Here is an 18,406-nt window from a genome sequence, read left to right as displayed (position 1 = left end):
CATGGAAATTCGTCAGACCGACGGTGTATTTTAACGCGCGGAACGAGGTCTCTATGCCCCAGCGCATGTGATAAATGGACCGAAGCTCATCCGGCGGAAATTCAGCGACAGATAGATTCGTAATGACGGTTTCATACTCGCCATTGGGCAAGACGAAACGAACAACCCGAAATGAAATCGGGTAAAACAAGTTCTCCTGCAAATCCAGAAAATCGAAGGTAGACGTGGACGGCACAAACTTGTAAATCCCGGGGCGGGCCTTCACCGCTTTCGTTTGTTTCTTGGTGAGCGTCAGATGAACCTGAATATCAAACGCCCCGCCGGAAGGCAAGCGTAAACCCGAAAGAATGCCGTTTGAGCTCAAATCCTTTACCCGTATGACGTAGTTCCATCCCTTGCGCTCAATATGAGCGAAGTTGTTGTAACTTTCATAACCTCGATCGGCAATCACAATGGCTTGGCCCGTGATCGGCGAGCGGTCCACCATAGTGGCCAGCGCCCTGCCCTCGTTGGACAACCTTCGCGGCTGAACAAGGGCATCGACGTAAAGTCGGTTGCACAGGTCATAGGCCGCGTTCAAATGCAGCAAGTTGTAGCCTCTTGTGTTCGGCCCGCTTTGGAAGTAGGTCTCCGTGTCCGCAGGGTTCGTTGCAACATGCAAATCCGAGCCGTCAATGGCAAGCAATCGATAGCCGCGGTAGTCCTTTATAGCCGTATACGATTGCGTAAATTTGTGAAACAAGCATTCCAGGGCAGTGGGCAGGATTTTATTGCGCTGTTGGACAAAAGCCGAAGTGGTTACGGTGTTTACGTCATAGCCCTGCGATTCCAGAAGTTCCTTGTAGATGCTGTTGCCGCCCATGGAGATCAGCAGTTGCATCACCGTTTCAAAAGGTAGCTTTTTCTTGCGGGTGAAGTCCTTTTCGGGATTTTTGACATAAGGTCCCGGTGCTGCTGACATTTCTCGGATGAGGGATGTTAGCGTTTCTTTTAGCGAATTTGCAAATGTATTCATCGGCGAACCCTCCTCGTTTTTTCAAGGGGCTTCGCCACACTTTTTCAACTTCTTGTCAAGTCCTTTTCTCATTTTTGCGCAAAAAAAGAGCGGGTTATCTTTTCGATAACCTGCCCTTGTTCTTACTTCCGGTTCTTAGCCTTATCTTAATGACATTGGGCGCTCAGCCTCCTCTACTCATTGCACGCGGTCCTCCAGCTGCTCGATTTTCGCCTGGCCCCAAGGGGCTACCTTCATGCGAACAATCAGCCGGTCGGCTTTTTCTTCAAGCGACTTGCCGGTGCCTTCCGGTACATAATATTTTTCCACGCCGTACTTCACTCGGATCGAATCCAGCGCGTTATAATTGACGCTGCCCCGCATCGCAATCTCTCCGGGCTGCAGCGCCGGCTTGTTCCGGTACGCGCCTATCGCTTCGGCCAAGCCGTCCGTCCCCGGCTTCAGGACGACGTAGATCGGCTCGCCCCGCTCCGGCGTGGAGCCGGCTTCTTTCCACAGCCTCGTGTCCAGGCTGCTGATATCGTAGCTTAACGTCACGTAATCGCCATAGAGCAAATCCCGCGGATCGACCGGTACGGTCTTGACACGGATTTCCTGACCGAACCAACTGACAGCGTAAAACGACATCGCTATACCTATAAGTACGAGCGTTTGCAAAAGCACCAGTCCCGCCAGCAGCAAGGAGCGGCGCTTCGGGTTGCGGATCGATTCGGTCATGGCCGCTCGCCTCCTTCGCGTCCGTCATGAAAGAACTGTTTCTTGCGGCGGTTCAAAAACCAGCTGAGCAGCAGCAGCAGCACGCCGCCGATAATAAAGAACAACGATTTGTCCATGAAATCCCATGTCAGCTTGCCGTATGCAATTAAGGTGGCGACAATGAACAGCACCGTGCCGACATTGATTTTGAAGCGCCACTCCTCCGCATAGCCTCTCCAGAGCACATACAGGGAGAAGAAGAACAGCGCCAGCAGGTACAGCAGCTCGATTCCGTCCGGGAGGTATAAGTACGGTGCGAGCAAAATCCACTCGAATGCGCTCGATACCGCTCCCGCTCCACTGCGCAGCTTGCCGGCAACAGATAGCACGAACAGGATCGCCAGAAGGGTCAAATAAGTGGCAGGCTGCGCCCGCAAATAATCATTCAGGTGCGACCCTGCCCAATCCAACGGGAATAGTACCATGAACATGCCGAAGATGAATGCTGCGACAAGCGGTGCAAACTGCAGTGCGAACCGTTCCGTACGGTCCTTCACCCAATCGCCGATCGTATACAGCGCCATCGCCGGAATGAACATCCATATAAATTTGAACTCGCCGGATGTCGTCCACAGCATGGAATGAAGCGTCACACTGAACGCGAGGCAGCCGATCAGCAGCGGGCTGCGCTGCTGCCATGCGTACCATCCAAGTCCTGCGAGCATCAGCACAAATGCCGCATAGCTGAATGTGTCAAATTCGGATACGCTGTATATTTGCGCTGCATTAAACAACAGCAGGCCAATGAGATACAAGTAGCGGCTTCGGTACAAATAAGCAGTCAGCGTACCGGCCGACGCCCACAAAATAAACGAAAACGCATTATACGCCACCAGATGAAACATTTGGCCGATCAAAATAATGCCGGCTCCGAAGCTGATAACCCCCAGGCTGACAATCGCCATCCCGAGCTTCTCATGGCCGCGGCGCAGCAGCGTTTCTCCACCGGTATAAAATGCAGCCATAAACACGATGATCATCGTCAAGCGCGCGATTTCGGGAATATACTGCCAATTGGCTGCGATAAAGCTCAAAATCCCTAAGCCTACCAACAAACTCCCCAATATCGGCAGCAGGCCGATGGCATGTTTTTTATCTTCATACAAGCTTAATATTTGGTTCACTTGGTCCCGGCTGACGATCCCCCGTTCGATCCAGAGCGGGCTTTCTTTTTCCACCCATTTGCGGCTCATCCTTGCACCACCTCTTGTCCTGACCGCGCTTTGTCGGCTGCGGTCCTTTTGTTATCAGTATACCTAGACGCGCCGGAATGAAAAGTACTAACTTTGCGTAGTACCTCGCCCCCAGACCTTCATGTCAAGCAGGACCATGAAAACGCCGCCATTACGAAGCCATTCGACGGAGCCGGAGCAGCCGCTGCTATGCAGTGAAATACCGGCCAACCACCGTGAGGCAGACAAAGCCTGCGGCACTGAAAAAATTTCATTCGTCCTCCCAGCGTTTCATGAGAAGCATCCAGCGCCCCCTCTCCCCCCTTACATCCGGATTCCCTTTCCAATCTTTCTTTCCTAGTGTATGCCCAATTGCAAGACATCATCATCATTGGGCTTGTCCGACGTGCATGCCAACGCTCAACAGGCTGCCGGGACAATCCCGACAGCCTGCAATGAGGTTCCCTATCCTTAATTACCCGTAACGTTGAGAGACGACTCAGCGTCCCGCGGCGATTACCGCTTGGCGTGAACGGGCGCACGTTTGGATTGCCGCATCCCCAGCGCATGAATGCCAAGGCAGGCGCCTCCTGGCCGTATTCAACATATGGAGCTCTGGCCAGGCACGGGCAGCGGCATTACGATAATGGCCGGATCGTTCCCGTCGAGCCGGATCCGAGGCACAGGCTTGCGGACGCCGCTGGATGAACGGCTGCCGGCTGCAATTTTCTCACGTACCTCCGCCTAATTCATCGGACGCCACCTGCAGCTTTCCCTCGGACCTCCGCCGGATTACTCGGCTGCAGCAGCCTGCGATTTCCTCACACCCCTCCGTCCAGCCACATTGTTGACAACCAGCACGAGCAGCGTCAGCGCGATGCCGCACAGCTCCACAGCCCCCATCCGGTAGCCCGAGAGCACCGTAATGACCAATGACACGACGGGGATGATATTGTTCGTGAACAACGCTGCGGCAACCGGAGAAATATGCTTGCAAGCGACGTTCCAGGCGAGTACAGCTGCTACGCCGGCAATGAAAGCCATATAAGCAAACGGCCACAGGTTGGAGATGACATCCTGCCACGCGGGAGGATTTAGCCATCCCATACCCGTACCCGCTCCTGTTACCACGAGGTTGCTGGCCGTGCCCATTAGACAGGTCAATGTCGTGTACCGGAGCGGAGACCGGGACGGAAACAGCGAAGCGCCAACCGTAAACGTACACCAGCAGATAACTGCGGCCACCATCAGCAGCATCGGCCAGAGGACGCCGGCTCCATTATGCAGCGCCTGCAAATCACCCTTGGTTGCGACGAGAACGATGCCGACAAGCCCGAACGCGATACAGCAGACGGTAATCGACGTCAAGCGCATGCCCTTCCATACCAGCAAAATCAGGGCGGTGACCAGAGGCATGAAGCCCATCATCACCGAGGAAAGGATCGGACCGGACGGACCGGCAAGCCGCTGTCCCATAAAGACGAGGCCATTATATCCCGTAAACGCCAGCGTCCCGAGCAGCCAGACGCGAATCCCTTGGCCCTCCAGCCGAAAGGCGCTCCTTCCTTCCTTGAGCGCCAGCAGCGGCACGAACACCAGCGAAGCCAGCAAATAGCGGATGGCTACGAAATACATCGGAGACACCGATTTCAGTATGTGCGCCGCAACCGGAAATTGCGCTCCGAACGCCAGCCCCGCAAACAGACTGCAGGCGAATCCGATCCACCAGCTATGCTTTGCAGCCATACAAACCACTCCTTCTGCGGCCGTCTCACCCGGCCGTCGTTTATGTTATGATTGAGTACAACAACAATAGCGCGTTTGGCGGCATGGCGGAACTTCCGATTTGTCGCAGGGATATAACAATTCGTTATGGGATGGAGGCAACCTATGCAAGTGGAATGGTATCGGAGCTTTGCGGAGGCCGCGAAATGGAGAAGCTTGTCCAAAGCCGCAGAGAAGCTCAACCTGACGCAGCCGGCGATCAGCAAGCATATACGCCGGCTGGAAGAAGCTTACGGCGTGGAGTTGTTCAGGAGGGGACCGGCCGGCGTCGAGGTCACGGGAGCCGGTGCATTGTTCATGGAGCGAATCGGGCCCGTGCTCGCTTCGCTCGAAGCGCTGACTGCGGATATGCGCCAATTTGCAGAGCGTCCGCGCATTACGCTTGGCAGCCTGCCCAGCGTCGCCGCCCAGGTGCTGCCCGCCCGACTGCGCGATCATTATGCCGCCGGGCATCCGATCGCCGTGAGCGTCCGCCCTTCCTCAAGCGAGCTGCTCGAAGGGCTGGGAGACGGCTCGCTTGACGCCGTGCTGATGGACGACGCCTACACTGCCGGCCGGTTGTGGCGCCGCGAGCTGTTCACCGAGTCGTATATTGCCGTGCTGCCGCAAGGTCACCGGATGGCCGGGCGTGTCTCGTTGTCGGCGGCGGAGCTGGAGCGGGAACTGTTCATTTTCCCGGTATGCTGCGACACGCGGCTCCGGTTCGCAGCAATAGCGGAGAAGCATGGATACAAGCCGCACGTGATCCTCGAGGTAGACCATAACGATTATTTGCTCGGCATCGTTGCGGTCGGCAACGGCATTACCGTCCTTCCCGCGCTGTTCGCCGGCCAATCGGCCCGGCTCGGACTGCACGCGGTACCGATTGAGGAAGAATCGCTGCGCCGGACGATCGTGCTGGCAGCGAGAAGCTCCGAGACCGGCGCCAAGCTGTATCGGCTGTTAGGCGGCGGCACAGAGCAGCAGCACCCGCCGTCTCCCCAGACGCAAGCCGACGCGTAGATTGCGCACTGCTAGGTGGCAGGCCGAAACGGCGAGCAGCGGCTATTCGGAGAAAATATCGATGAAGTGGCGCGCACTCTTCGATAAATACCGGTCCTTGAGCCACAGAATGCCGACATCGTATTGAAAGTCGGCATCGCCGATCGGCAGCATTTTGACGCCGGGCAGCGGAAACGAAGCCATGACGGATTTCGGGAAGATCGTCGCCCCGATGCCTGCCGCGACCAGGGCGATAATAATTGCCACGCTGGAGCTTTCGCAGATGACGCGCGGCTCGAAGCCGTGCCGCCGGCACTCGTTCATGACCCGGTTGTGCATGCCGGTCGTCTCGTCTGTTTTCAATGTGAGAAAGGGCACGTCCTTCAGCTCCACCATCTTGATCGCCTCATGCGAGGAAAAGAGGCTCCACTCCGCGGGCAGCACAGCGACGAACGGGTCAGACGGCAGCGGCAGCACTGAATATGAACGGGCGTCATGCGCTGCTTCGAACGGAAGCCGCGCGACAATGAGCTCGATGCTTCTCCGCTCGAGCCGCTCGCCGAGCAGAAAATGATCGCCCTCGCTAATTTTGAACGTCACGCCGGGATAACGCTCGTGGAATGTTTCGATGATCGGCGGAAGCAGCGAGATGCAGGAGACGACGGAACCGATCGACAGCACCCCCCGAACGCCCTCGTCCACCTCCTTCACTTCCTGAATCGTTTCATGAAACTGCAGCAGCAGCCCTTCCGCCTTTTGGCGCAACAGCTCGCCCGCGTGCGTAAGCTTCAGCCGATGGCCGCTGCGATCGAACAGCGTCACGTTCAGCTCCTCTTCGATCAGCTTCAGCTGGCGGCTTAAAGGCGGCTGCTCCATATTTAACGCCTTAGCCGCGCGCGTAATTTGCCCCTCTTGCGCGATGGCCAGAAAGTAACGCAGCTGCCGGATATCCAATTCGTCCGCCCCCATCTTGCCATACCGAATAAGTATGGATATGTGATAAAAAAGATATTTTAAATATACCCCTGGCGATGCTACAATTCAATAAAAGCATATTTTCGGAAGGGATGACTATATCGATGGCACACAACATTGAAGTTGAGCTTACGTCTAACAAAAAAAAGAAACCGGTTACCGAGCAGCTTGAATTCGGCAAATATTTCACCGACCACATGTTCATTATGGATTACGACGGGGAGCAGGGCTGGCATCAGCCGCGCATCATCCCGTATCAGCCGCTCCTGCTGGATCCGGCGGCCAAAGTATTCCATTATGGCCAGACCGTGTTTGAAGGTTTGAAGGCGTATCGTACGCCGGACGGCCGCACCGTGCTGTTCCGTCCGCAAAAAAACTTCCAACGGCTCAATCTTTCCAACGACCGGCTTAGCATTCCGGCAGTTGATGAGGAATTCGCGCTGGAGGCGCTGAAGCAGCTGCTGGTGATCGATCAGGACTGGATTCCGGAAGAGCAAGGCACATCGCTGTATATCCGCCCGTTCGTCATTGCTACACAGCCGTCCTTGGGCGCATCGACATCGACGCATTATCAATTCATTATCATTATGTCGCCGGTCGGCTCCTACTACGCCGAAGGCATTCATCCGGTCAAAATCCATGTCGAATCCGATTATGTCCGGGCCGTGCGCGGCGGCGTCGGCATGGCGAAAACCGCAGGCAATTACGCGGCCTCGCTACGGGCGCAGGACACTGCGGCGGCTAGCGGCTACGCGCAAGTACTGTGGCTCGACGGCGTCCACCGCAAATATATCGAGGAAGTCGGCAGCATGAACGTGTTCTTCAAAATCAACGGGACCGTCGTAACGCCAGCCTTAAACGGCAGCATCCTGGACGGCGTTACCCGCAATTCCATCTTGCAGTTGGTCCGTTCTTGGAATATTCCTTGCGAGGAACGGCAAATTTCCATCGACGAGCTGTACGAAGCTCACAAAAACGGAACGCTCGAGGAAGCTTGGGGTACAGGGACAGCGGCCGTCATTTCCCCCGTCGGCGAGCTGAACTGGAACAACGAACGGCTTGTTATTCATGGCGGCCAGACAGGCGAGCTGTCCTCGAAGCTGTACAATACGTTAACCGGCATCCAGCGCGGAGAGCTGAAAGACGAATTCGGGTGGCTGGTACAGCTTTCCTCCTAAATTCGCCGACAGGAGGAAGGAGTTTGCGAATGTAATCGCGAATGATCCTCCTGGGGAGGTGAGCAGTCCGTGTCCGAAAAGTATATTTTGTTGAATGAGCCTGACAAAACGATGTTCGTCTTCAGCAAAAACGGCAAAGCGTACGGCCATATCGTGAAAAATAAAACAGATAAAGCGCCGGCCAAATTTGTATTTGAAACGCCGACGTACGATACGATCGAAGCGCTGAAGGCGGATTATCCGCCGCTCGAATCGAACGGATAAGCTCTCCTTATCGCATGCTTTCCTCATACTACAGCAAGGCCGCTCTCGCAAAGAAAGCGGCCTTGCTGCATTTCCCCTATTTTCGCAAAAAACCGCATGTTTCGCTTATTCAAAAAAGTTTCCCGTTCCTATATAATAAAAGTAATCATCCAAATATAAAAAGCATTTGTTCCGAAGGGGTCTGATCTATGATTTCACGACGCAGGTTCATCAAGCAATTGCTCGGTCTGGTCGCGCTTGTCGCAGGGGGCGGCACAGCCGTCTTTCAAGCGCTGAAACGCGAGGAGTTCAAAGCGGAAAGCGGCCCCGAAGCCGTGCCCGCCGGCAAACCGGAGGAAGCCCCGGTCGAGGAAGCGGCGCCGGAACTACCGAAAGAACCGCTATTATCGTTTTTTTTGCTCAGCGACTTGCATATTACGGTTGACGATTCGACCATGACCGATAAGCTGCGTCTCGCGCTGAAAGATGTCACCGACTTCGAGTCGCCGGTGGACACCATCGTTCTCGGAGGCGACTTGACCGACTTCGGCCGGGACAGCGACTATAAGCTGCTGCGGCGAATCATGGACGAATTCAAGCTGCCCAAGGTGTACGGCAATATGGGCAACCACGATTATTACGACATTTGGCTGAACGAGAACGGCCATTTCTCCACCGAAACGATGCCTAACGGCAAGACGGACGCGATGGCAAGAAAGCGATTTCAACAGTTTATCGGCTACGATGATTTGCCGTATACCGACGTCTGGGTGAACGACGTGCATCTCATTCTCGTATCCCAGGAGCTGTACGTTCAGGAAAAAGACGATGTCGGCGAGGGCGCCTGGTATACTGACCGGCAGCTGGAATGGCTCACAGAGACGATGAAGGTACACAAGGACGGAAAGCCGGCGATCGTGTTCATTCATCAGCCGCTGCCTGATCCGGGAACCGACGGCGGCACGCATCGCCTGATCCGTGCCAAGCGCTTCCGCGAAATATTGGAGCCATACCGCAACGTGTTCGTGCTGTCCGGCCATACCCACCGCAGCTTTGTCGGGGAAGACCATTACAACACGCAGAACACGTTCCACTGGTTCAACAACGCCTCCGTCGGACGGACGCGCGGCAATTCGGCTTCCGGCGGCCCATCGGCGCAAGGCATGTACGTGCAGGTGTATCCGCACCAGGTCGTCGTCCGCGGCCGCGAATTTACCGACCGTACGTGGATCGACAAGGCGGAGTGGACCGTGCCGTACGTCTGACACATCTGACGGTCGTTGCCCAGGCCTCTATCCATACGCGCGTATTTCGGCACGCTGCTCAGCGTACGGTTGAACGCGCATTCGCTCGACAATCGCCGACCATTCATACTGTTTTGAAGAAAAAAGACGCTTCACCCGCAGCACGGGGAGAAAGCGTCTTTTTTCTTCTCTGTACGGAAGCTGGCGAATAACCTGGAAATCCGAGGCCCTAACCAACTTTGAGAAATGAGCGTAAAGTACGGTTGTATCGCTTTTTCAGATCAGCTTGATCGCGAGAAATCTATGCCCGTGGAGGCTCCGTGTCAAGGGCAGCAGTTCACAAAAATACCGTGATCAATAATTTGTTTTGTTTCAGAAGTAACATCGTCACTGCTATAAACAGTCTCACTTTTGCTAATCGATGGATCTTGCTTAGGAACTCTATAGAATGTCCCATGATGTGTATGAATAGCTGCCACTTGATTTTGAAGTTCTTCAAGCTCCTTGGGAGTCAATTGTTTAGGGGGAGAAAAGTATTGATTACCATTTGAATCTAATCTATCATTTGCTGCTTTTTCATTAGTTACATTATTAGTAGAATAATTGGCGTTATCATCCCCATAAATGAACGGAATAATACTAGGATAAGCATAAGTACTAAATACAATGCATGTCGTCCCCAACAACACTAAACCTGCAATTACAATAATACTCTTCTTCATACTTCCTCCTTTTAATTTCACCATTTTTCCTTGTACTTTAAGACGAAGTAAACAACATGTTTGTTTCATTAAAATACCATCTTTGTATTAATTAACTAAAATAAAAAACACAACCCCTGATTATTCGGAATTGTGTCTCTGTATGTCGTCATGATGATCAGATCTTAATAACCATTAGCCAAGCCACCTCCGGCCATGGAACAGCTTTGCACCTCTCGCTGCATCATGGCTTTGCCGCCTGTTCGCTTACAGCCAGCACATTCATCACATCCTTGAACAGCGCTACAGACTTGTTGGGCATCCCTTCCGGCACATCCTTGATCAATACAGCGACGGCATAACGCGGATGATCCGCCGGACCGAAGCCGATGAACCAGTGATTTTCCCCGGGGCGGCCATTCTTCAGTGTCACCTGCGCCGTGCCGGACTTGCCGGCCAGCTCCCATTTCGCCGAACGAAGCGAGCGGCCCGTACCGGAATCGACGACTTCGCCCATATAATCGAGCAGCGTCCGTGCCGTCGCCGGTTGGATCGCCCGCTCCTTCGCCGTACCCAGCCGCTGCACCGGAAACTTGTAATACAGCCGGTCGTTGCGGAACCGGATTTCTTCCACCACCCGCGGCGACAGCACCTTGCCTTGATGCAGCAGCGTGACGACCAGATTGGCCGCCTGCAGCGGCGATACGAGCACATCCCTTTGGCCGATCGCGGTCTGCACCAACGCGCCGCCGTCTTTTTTCAACGCTTCGCTGTGGTAGATCTGTCCTTGCTCCTCGCCGTCCAGTTGATGGAATATGCCGATATTCGGCGCTTCGCCCGTCCAGCCGACCGGCACCTCCAGGCCGAGCTTGCGTGCGTACTGCTCCAGCTTGTCGCCGCCGAGCCGCTGCGCCACTTTCGCAAAGACGATGTTGCACGACTGCGCGAAGCCTTCCTCCAGTGTAAGGCGGCCATGGCCTTCCTTGTTCCAGCATGTAAATCCGTATTGCCCGAGCGCCCCTTCGCACAGAAACGTTTCGCCGGGCTCCGTCACATGCTCCTCGAGCGCGGCAGCCGCCGTGACCGTCTTGAAGATCGATCCCGGCGCGACCGCCTTGACGGCACGGTTGCTCCAATCCTCCTGTCGCAAATCGACATGCTCCGGATCGAAGTACGGCCGGCTCGCCATCGCCGTCACATCCGCGTTGTTCGCATCCAGCACGACGACGGCCCCTTGCGCAATGCCGAGTTGATCCATACGCTCCTCGATGCGAGATTGCAGCGTGCGATCGAGTGTCGTTATCACCTTAAGCGGGTAGTACGGGTTGTCCGGCGCAACCTCCCGCAGATCGAGGCCGCCCAGCGGCCGCCTGGCGGCGTCCGTGAACAGCGCCACGGTCCTCACTCCGATGCCCTGCAGCCAAGGCTCGAATGTTTTTTCGAGCCCGGCGTTTCCGATTTTGCTCGTGAGCTGGAGCTCCCCTTTGTGGAATTGATCCGTAAACTGCCGGGTCACCCGCTCCGGATTTTGACCGATGTAGCCGATCAACTGACCCGCAGCCTGCGGCAGTCCGTAGCGCTGCTTGTAAGGCATCACTCTGACGTTGGTCAGTCCCAGCGCTTCAATACGCTGCGCTTGCGCATCGGTCAGCGCGACCGGACGGCCATCCCGCTTCCACACTTGAGGTGTTTTTAGCCCGTCCACAAAAGCAAGGAGCTGCGGCGGCGCAACGTTCAGGATGCGGGCGATTTGCTCCGTCTCTTTAGTCCCCCGCCGTTCCTCTCCGTCCATTTCTTCCTTCATTGGAAAAAACGTAAGTGCCTGCAGCGTCGTGCCGGTGAGCGGCAAGCCGTCGCGGTCGTAGATATCGCCTCTGCCACTGTCCAGCACGAGCCCTTTTTCCCGTTGAATGACCGAGTTCTCGACCAGATCGATCCCTCTGCCGGCAAAGCTTCGCGCGGCTGCCACTTGAATCCAGAACAGTCGCGCATTCCACAGCAAAAGCACGCCGACGATCATAAGCAGAGCGATAAAAATGCGGTTCTTTTTCAGCTGTACCGCTTCGTCCCGCTGCTCTGCAGGCACATTCCGTCCTTCCCTTATGTCGCTGTCCATTCGTCAAACGGCCCCTTTTTCTGGCAGATGTACTACCAGTATGCTCCGAAGCGCAGTTCGACAAACTTTGCGAGCAGCGAATCACTGCGGCAGGACGCGGTCACGTGAAAAAGCGCCCGCTCCCCAAGGGAAACGGACGCTCGGACGTTATCAAGAACAAGCTTACACCCGGAAGCGCGACAGCGACTCCTTCAACGAATTCGACAGCTCCTCAAGCTTGTCGGACAAGCGCACGAGTCCGGAGCTGATGTTCATCTGCTCCGAGCTGAGCGAGGCGACTTCCTCTGACGTTGCCGACGACTGCTGCGCCACGGCGCTTACGCTGGTCATCGCGTCGTTCAGGACAAGCTGCGACGCTTCGAGCTCGCTGATCGACTCGGTCACCCCGGACAGCTGCGCGATGAAGCCGCCCATGTGCGACTGCACTTCCTTGAAGATTTGATCGGCTTCCTTGACGGAGACGATCTGCTCCTGGAAGATCGGGTATGCCTGCGAGAGTACTTGCACCGTTTCGTCGATTTCGCGCTGGATTTTCTCCGTAATTTCGCCGACGACAGCGATCGATTGCCGCGACTGATCCGCAAGCTTGCGGATTTCGTCTGCTACGACCATGAAGCCTTTCCCTGCAGCGCCTGCACGGGCCGCTTCGATCGTCGCATTCAGTGACAAGATGTTCGTCTGCTTCGAAATATTGTTCAGCATTTCGAGTATTTTACGGATGGAGCCTGTGCTTTCCTTCAAATGATCGACCTTCTCCACCATGGAGCGGATCATCGATTCCGTCTTATTCGTTTTCCCCGTCAGCTCCGACATGTAGACGATCCCCTGCTCCGAAGATTGCTGCACCTCGGCGGCGGCGGTCCCCATGACGACGTTCGATTCGACGACGATTTTCATCTGCTGCCCGATGTTGTGGGTCAGCTCGGTGCCGCGCTCCGACTCGACGGCCAGGCTCGAAGCGCCGCTGGCGATCTCCTCGGTGGCGACGGCAATTTCTTTGGCCGACGTCGCCGTCTGCTTGGACGCTTCCGACAGCTCGGTCGCCGTAATCAGCACTTCGTGCGCCGACAGGTTCGTCTGCTGGACGAGCGACGTAATTTTTTCCATCATCTCGTTGAAGCTCTGGCCGAGCTGGCCGATTTCATCCTGGCTGATGACCGTCATGCGCACGCGCAAATCGCCATCCTGGGCATCCTTCATCAGGTTGCGCAGCATAATAATCGGCCTGCCGATCATCCGGACGATGAAGAACCCGATAGCGACCGCAATGATCGCAGCAATGAGGGCCATGATCCAGGTCATCCAAAAAATAAACCCGGCGTCCTTCACCAGCATGGCTACCGGCATCGCGCCGATCAGAAACCAGCCGGTCTTCTCCGATTTGAAGTAAACAAGCTGCATCTTCTCATTGTCGCTAAGCAGGTTGCCGTTCGGGTCCTTGAACGACTCCATGGCCACCCCTATCGCACTGTCCGCGCCAATAGACGCCGGATTCGCGTCATAGAGCAGCTTGCCGTCCGGGCCGACGATCACCGTGCGGCCGCCTTCGCCCATCTCAATTCCGGTAAGCTCCTTGCCGACCGCATCGATGTTGATCTCCAGCATCAGCACCGCATCCCCATTCGCGGATGTCGTTCCGGTCAATCCCTTGAGCACGCGCCCTACGGCGAACGACGGAGAAGCCGAGCCGCCGTCGGCAAATCCTTTGGACCGCGTTTCGAGCCAGGTCGCCTTGCCGTTGTTCTCTACGATCTTCTTGAACCATTCCTCCTGGAGCAGAGACTCCTTGCTGAATGTCGCCGAGCTCGTATTGATCGGCTCACCGTTGCCTTTGAACAAGTGGATCGATTTGATCGTTTTGTTCGAGTACGTGTACACGTTCAGTTTCTCGCCGATCTTCTGTTTGAGCAGCAAGTTGTCGTAAGACCCTTTGCTCGTCGCCTCATACTCGGTAATCATCTTCTTCAGATCGTTGTCCAGCACCACCTGCATGGACAAGTCCTCGTAGTTCGCATACAGCAAATCGAGCTTTTCACCGGCTAATGTAATCGTCTGCTCGGTGGCGCTCGCCACTTTTTTCTGGATAATGCCTTTGGAAATGACATAGGACGTCAGGCCCACCGTCAAAACAAAAAATAAAATGCTGACGAAAAAAATAAGGAACAGCTTAGCGCCGACGGATTTCAGCCCGTTTTGCAAGCCGATGCTTTTCAGGACGCTTTCTCCTGCGGACGAAGCGGCTGCGCCTCTGAATTGAACATTGGATAGTTTGCTGGATAACAGCTTGCCCGCCTTTTGCAGGCTGGCTTTGAGTGAATGTAGTTTGTCCTTCACAGGGTCCACCGCCTTGTAAGTAATGAGATGTCTGAATGGCCGTATAACAAGGTACACGGAAACTATGCAGGAAACGAAAGATAGGCCGAGACCGGACCGGCCTTCGGATCATAATATTCTTTATATCCCTCCATTAATAGTAAAATAGTAGGATGACCGACCTAAATTTTATCGGTCTTCCGAATATGTATAGATTAGCAATTCGACATAAAACCCGATAATCCTTTCCAATATGGGTGATTTTATGAAAAAATATTTCCATTTTCATGCTGCTTCGACAATAAAAAGCGGCAGCCGCGGCTGCCGATACATGAAAAGTTCAGTTCTTATTACCCATACTGGTCCGCTTGCCAATCCTTCGCAAGATGAGTCACACAAACCCATGCTCCCGACTCTTATTCCGGCTTCGCCTCGTTACGGCGGATTTTGGCCAGCACCTCTTGAACGAAATCGGACTTGGCCTCCGCATAAGCGATCCGATCGTCATGATGCGCAGCGGCAAGCCGATACTTCAGCAGCTGATACGCATGCCGGTCCTCTTCATCCGATCTCAAATGATCCCTGAAGGCCAAATGCTGCTCCAGATACCGCCCTCCTTCGTGAAACAGATGAATCTGATGCGTCCGCGGCTTGCCCTTCGTCAAGTAATATCGCTCGGGAAGAACCATGTCCCCCTTGCAGACATAACCAGTTTGCTCCAGCCCCCGAATGCACGCGGACGCATCGCAAGGATCGCCGACTTCAATCGCAATGTCGATGATCGGTTTCGCATGCAAATGTTTGACCGCCGTGCTTCCGATATGATGGATGCCGCGTACAAGACCGCCGATGACGCTTGCGATCGCGCGTTTCTCCGCTTCGAACTCCTGCTCCCACGCCTCCGTCCAAGGGATGAGAATGACTTTTCCTGCCGGTACGCCAAGCATCGCCTCGCCTCCTCAATTATGGCTATTGGATGATTTTATACCCATAATATGGAATATACAACCGTTTTTTTACGATGGCAAGTGCTTGTCGCGGTATTCCTGCGGTGTGAGGCCGGTATGCTTTTTGAACACGTTGATGAACGAATGCGCGCGCTGGTAGCCGAGCTTGGCGGCAATTTCGTATATTTTCTCCTGGCTGCTCAGCAATAGCTCCGCCGCTTTCTCCATGCGCAGACGGTACACGTAATCGCTGATGTTCTCTCCCGTTTCCAGCTTGTAAATTTTGGATACGTAGACCGGATGCAAATAGACCCGGTCCGCAATCGCCTGCAGCGACACGTCCTCGGACAAGCTTTCTTCGATAAACGCGCGAACTTGCCGGATCAATCCGACACGCGAGTCTTTCGTTTCCGCCTCCGACCGGCTTCGGAACTGTCCGAACACCTCCATCGTCCAGTCATGAAGCTGCTTCCACGTCCGGAACGGCGTGCCCTGGAGCAGCCGGTCGTAATCGGGGCCGATCAGCGAGGACAGCAAGATGCCGCTCTTGTGGGCCGTCTGCGTGATCGCCGAAGAAATCGAGAGGAACACCTCGAGCAAGTATTCCTCCGATTCCGCCCCCATCCCCTTCAGCTCGGCGAATATCGCCTCGATCCGCTCCTCGAGCTTGCCCCACTGGCCCGCCTCCAGCAGTTGGGCAATCGTCGGCAGCTGGTACACGCTGTGCAGCAAGGGCAGCTTGCCCGGCAAATCGCTCGCTTCACCGACCGACAAGATCAGCTCCTGCTCGCCACCGACGCGCTGGCGAAGGGCGGTGAGCGTCCGGTCGTACATGGTTGTCAGTTCGTCCGGAAACGCGCCCCACCCGCCGATCAGGATCGATACTTGTCCCTTCAGATAGGTCCGGATCGCATGCTGCAGCTGCGAAGCCGTCCGCTCCAACCGCTCGTTTCGCTCCGCCTCCGACGTCTCCGACATGCTTTTCACGAGAAAAATGACGTTATCATGCGCATCTTTCCCTTGCCACAGCTGAAAATGTTGCGCGAACAGTTCCTCCGCCATATTGCCGATGCCGTACTCCACAAGCGCGATGCTCTGCGCGTCGTAGCCGGGGAACGGGTCCTCCAGCCGAACGAGCAGCATGGCGAAGAAGGAATCCATCAGGTCAGGCGCTTCCAGCAGCTTGATTTTGTTGGCCAGTCCCTCTCGAGAATAGCGCCGTCCTTGCAGCAGCTCGGCCAGCAGCTGGCCGCGAAGCTGCGGCAAGTTTTCGCGCAGCGTCCGCTCGATCCTTTCCCGGGAAATGATCTGCGCCCATTCCTCCTCCAGCCGGTGCAGCACCTCCCTCGCCGTCTGCAGCAGCTCCTCGTCGGTTACAGGCTTCAACAAATAGCTCGCCGTGCCGCGGACAATCGCTTCCTGCGCGTAACCGAAATCGGCATGGCCCGACAGCAAAATGCAGCGCGTCTTATGCCATTTCCGCTGAATTTCCGCTGCCAGCTCCAATCCGCTCATGCCGGGCATCCGAATATCGGTGATGACCAGCTCGATCGGATGCTCTTCCAGCAGCTCCAGCGCCTCGTAAGCCGAGTACGCCTTATACACCTTTGTCACCTGAATGCTGTCCCAAGGCACCAGACCGGCCAGCCGTTCCACAACATGCGCCTCGTCATCCACGATCAGCAGTCTCGCCATCTGCATCTCCTCCTTCGATAGCCTTGGGGCCGCTCCGCTCGGCTTCCTGCCATACCAGCGTCATGCGCATACCGCCGAGCGGCGACGCTTCCAGCAGTAGGCCCGCTTCCGCCCCGTAAGCGTATTGAAGCCGCTGGTGGACGTTCCAGACGCCCGTGCCCATATGCCGGTCCATCGGCAGCGCCAGCTTGCCTCGAAGCTCCTTCATCGCTTCTTCCGTCATGCCCGCTCCGTTATCCTCGACGACGAGACGGTACCTGCCGTCCTTCGACGTGCCGCTGATCAAGATGAGACATTCGCCCGGCTGATGCTCGATGCCGTGCACGATGGCGTTCTCGACGATCGGCTGCACCATCAGACGCGGTATTTTCAGATCGAGCATCGCCTCCGGAACGTCGATCTCGTAATAGAGCCGCTGCATGCGCAAATTTTGAATGTTCAAGTAATGCCGCACGAGCCCCAGCTCTTCGCGCAGCGGCACGCTCTGCTCTTCCAGGCGCGTCGTGTAGCGGTAATATTCCGCCAAGCTTTGCGCCATTGTCACGACCGAATCGTTGTCCCCCATCTTCGCCGTATTGATAATGAAGAATAGGCTGTTGTACAGAAAATGCGGATTGATCTGCGCCTGCAGCTGCTTCAACGTCGCTTCCCTCGCGCGGATTTTTTCCTCGTACACGTCCTCCACCAGTTCCTGTATCCGTTCCGCCATCCGGTTGAACCGCTGAAACAGAAAGTCGAACTCGTCGTTCGTCCGGCTCTGCAGCCGCACGGACAAGTCGCCCTTGTGCATCCGCTGCACGGCATGCATCAGCCTCTGGATCGGTTTGCGCACGTACCGGTACAGCAGCAGCGCCGCGGCGACGCCCATCATGAGCAGCAGCGCGAAGGTGACGTAGAAGAGCGTGCCGCTCATTGTAATCGGCCTCAGGATCGTCTCCACCGGCAAGTAGTCGACCAGGTACCAGCCGAGCTCGGCGGATTGCACGTAATTGACCGAATAATCGCGGTCTTCGATCCGCACAACGCGATGCCCGAGCGTCTGATGGGCGGCCTCCGGCGAATCCGAATTGAGCGCTTCCACAAGCAAACCGATTTTGCGGCTGTCTGGACGGCTGCTGACGACGGGGTCGAAGCCCGTCTTATAGAAGAACGGGTCTCCCTCGCCCAATGTCATTAAGTTAAACTCAGAGACAAGATCGTGAATAGCAAATGAATCTGAAACGGCATGGGGAAAATATCCTGTGCCGTTTGTTTTTTGTGGGCAAGTAAGAAAAAAATGTACAGC

15 protein-coding genes are annotated in these 18,406 nt (G+C 55.5%); 4 read left to right on the top strand and 11 right to left on the bottom strand.

All coding sequences use genetic code 11. The features are described from left to right. The 4 genes from KXG62_RS32515 to KXG62_RS32500 form a co-directional block, all read right to left on the bottom strand. A partial coding sequence (locus KXG62_RS32515; protein ID WP_218096167.1) for an IS4 family transposase occupies positions 1 to 1,015 on the bottom strand: 1,015 nt, incomplete at its 3' end. Positions 1,016 to 1,192: 177 nt separating this feature from the next. Further along, a complete protein-coding gene (locus tag KXG62_RS32510) occupies positions 1,193 to 1,732 on the bottom strand; it encodes a GDYXXLXY domain-containing protein (RefSeq protein ID WP_218096166.1) in 540 nt (179 codons plus the stop codon). Next, positions 1,729 to 2,964: a DUF2157 domain-containing protein gene (locus tag KXG62_RS32505; RefSeq protein WP_218096165.1), complete on the bottom strand. Its 1,236-nt coding sequence runs from the start codon at positions 2,962 to 2,964 to the stop codon at positions 1,729 to 1,731. Before KXG62_RS32505 ends, KXG62_RS32510 begins: the two co-directional genes overlap by 4 nt. 771 nt (positions 2,965 to 3,735) lie before the next feature. Beyond that, positions 3,736 to 4,689, bottom strand: a complete 954-nt coding sequence (locus tag KXG62_RS32500; RefSeq protein WP_218096164.1) for a DMT family transporter — start codon at positions 4,687 to 4,689, stop codon at positions 3,736 to 3,738. Positions 4,690 to 4,833: 144 nt separating this feature from the next. Here KXG62_RS32500 and KXG62_RS32495 point away from each other — a divergent pair, with 144 nt between their 5' ends. Further along, positions 4,834 to 5,730, top strand: a complete 897-nt coding sequence (locus KXG62_RS32495; RefSeq protein WP_218096163.1) for a LysR family transcriptional regulator — start codon at positions 4,834 to 4,836, stop codon at positions 5,728 to 5,730. A gap of 42 nt (positions 5,731 to 5,772) precedes the next feature. Here KXG62_RS32495 and KXG62_RS32490 read toward each other — a convergent pair whose 3' ends face one another. Next, on the bottom strand, positions 5,773 to 6,663 hold the full coding sequence (locus KXG62_RS32490; protein WP_218096162.1) for a LysR family transcriptional regulator: 891 nt from the start codon (positions 6,661 to 6,663) through the stop codon (positions 5,773 to 5,775). 125 nt (positions 6,664 to 6,788) lie between these two features. On the opposite strand from KXG62_RS32490, the gene KXG62_RS32485 reads away from it, so the two are divergent. The 3 genes from KXG62_RS32485 to KXG62_RS32475 all read left to right on the top strand — a co-directional run bounded on the left by KXG62_RS32485 (position 6,789) and on the right by KXG62_RS32475 (position 9,370). Beyond that, complete coding sequence (locus KXG62_RS32485; RefSeq protein WP_218096161.1) at positions 6,789 to 7,862, top strand: branched-chain amino acid aminotransferase; 1,074 nt, start codon at positions 6,789 to 6,791, stop codon at positions 7,860 to 7,862. A 69-nt stretch (positions 7,863 to 7,931) separates the two neighbouring features. After that, the gene (locus KXG62_RS32480) at positions 7,932 to 8,126 is read left to right on the top strand and encodes a hypothetical protein (protein ID WP_218096160.1); all 195 of its coding nucleotides are present in this window, start codon (positions 7,932 to 7,934) and stop codon (positions 8,124 to 8,126) included. Positions 8,127 to 8,314: 188 nt separating this feature from the next. Continuing rightward, positions 8,315 to 9,370 carry a metallophosphoesterase family protein gene (locus KXG62_RS32475; protein ID WP_218096159.1) on the top strand — a complete coding sequence of 352 codons (1,056 nt, stop codon included), beginning with the start codon at positions 8,315 to 8,317 and terminating at the stop codon, positions 9,368 to 9,370. Between the two features lie 302 nt (positions 9,371 to 9,672). Here the strand turns inward: KXG62_RS32475 and KXG62_RS32470 are convergent, their stop codons facing one another. From KXG62_RS32470 to KXG62_RS32445, 6 genes are all read right to left on the bottom strand, one after another. Then, positions 9,673 to 10,140: a hypothetical protein gene (locus KXG62_RS32470; RefSeq protein ID WP_218096158.1), complete on the bottom strand. Its 468-nt coding sequence runs from the start codon at positions 10,138 to 10,140 to the stop codon at positions 9,673 to 9,675. A gap of 154 nt (positions 10,141 to 10,294) precedes the next feature. Next, positions 10,295 to 12,166 (bottom strand): peptidoglycan D,D-transpeptidase FtsI family protein, encoded by a 1,872-nt coding sequence (locus tag KXG62_RS32465; RefSeq protein ID WP_218096157.1) that lies wholly within the window; start codon positions 12,164 to 12,166, stop codon positions 10,295 to 10,297. A 162-nt stretch (positions 12,167 to 12,328) separates the two neighbouring features. Beyond that, positions 12,329 to 14,500: a methyl-accepting chemotaxis protein gene (locus tag KXG62_RS32460; RefSeq protein WP_218096156.1), complete on the bottom strand. Its 2,172-nt coding sequence runs from the start codon at positions 14,498 to 14,500 to the stop codon at positions 12,329 to 12,331. Positions 14,501 to 14,895: 395 nt separating this feature from the next. Continuing rightward, positions 14,896 to 15,426 (bottom strand): GrpB family protein, encoded by a 531-nt coding sequence (locus tag KXG62_RS32455; RefSeq protein ID WP_218096155.1) that lies wholly within the window; start codon positions 15,424 to 15,426, stop codon positions 14,896 to 14,898. A gap of 69 nt (positions 15,427 to 15,495) precedes the next feature. Then, a complete protein-coding gene (locus tag KXG62_RS32450) occupies positions 15,496 to 17,121 on the bottom strand; it encodes a response regulator transcription factor (protein ID WP_218096154.1) in 1,626 nt (541 codons plus the stop codon). Beyond that, positions 17,096 to 18,295 (bottom strand): sensor histidine kinase, encoded by a 1,200-nt coding sequence (locus KXG62_RS32445; protein ID WP_246627746.1) that lies wholly within the window; start codon positions 18,293 to 18,295, stop codon positions 17,096 to 17,098. Before KXG62_RS32445 ends, KXG62_RS32450 begins: the two co-directional genes overlap by 26 nt. Positions 18,296 to 18,406: the final 111 nt, after the last annotated feature.

Origin of the sequence: Paenibacillus solanacearum, from assembly GCF_910593845.1 — a bacterium.
Classification (GTDB): Bacteria; Bacillota; Bacilli; order Paenibacillales; family NBRC-103111; genus Paenibacillus_G; species Paenibacillus_G solanacearum.
This window is presented reverse-complemented; position numbering and strand designations above follow the sequence as displayed.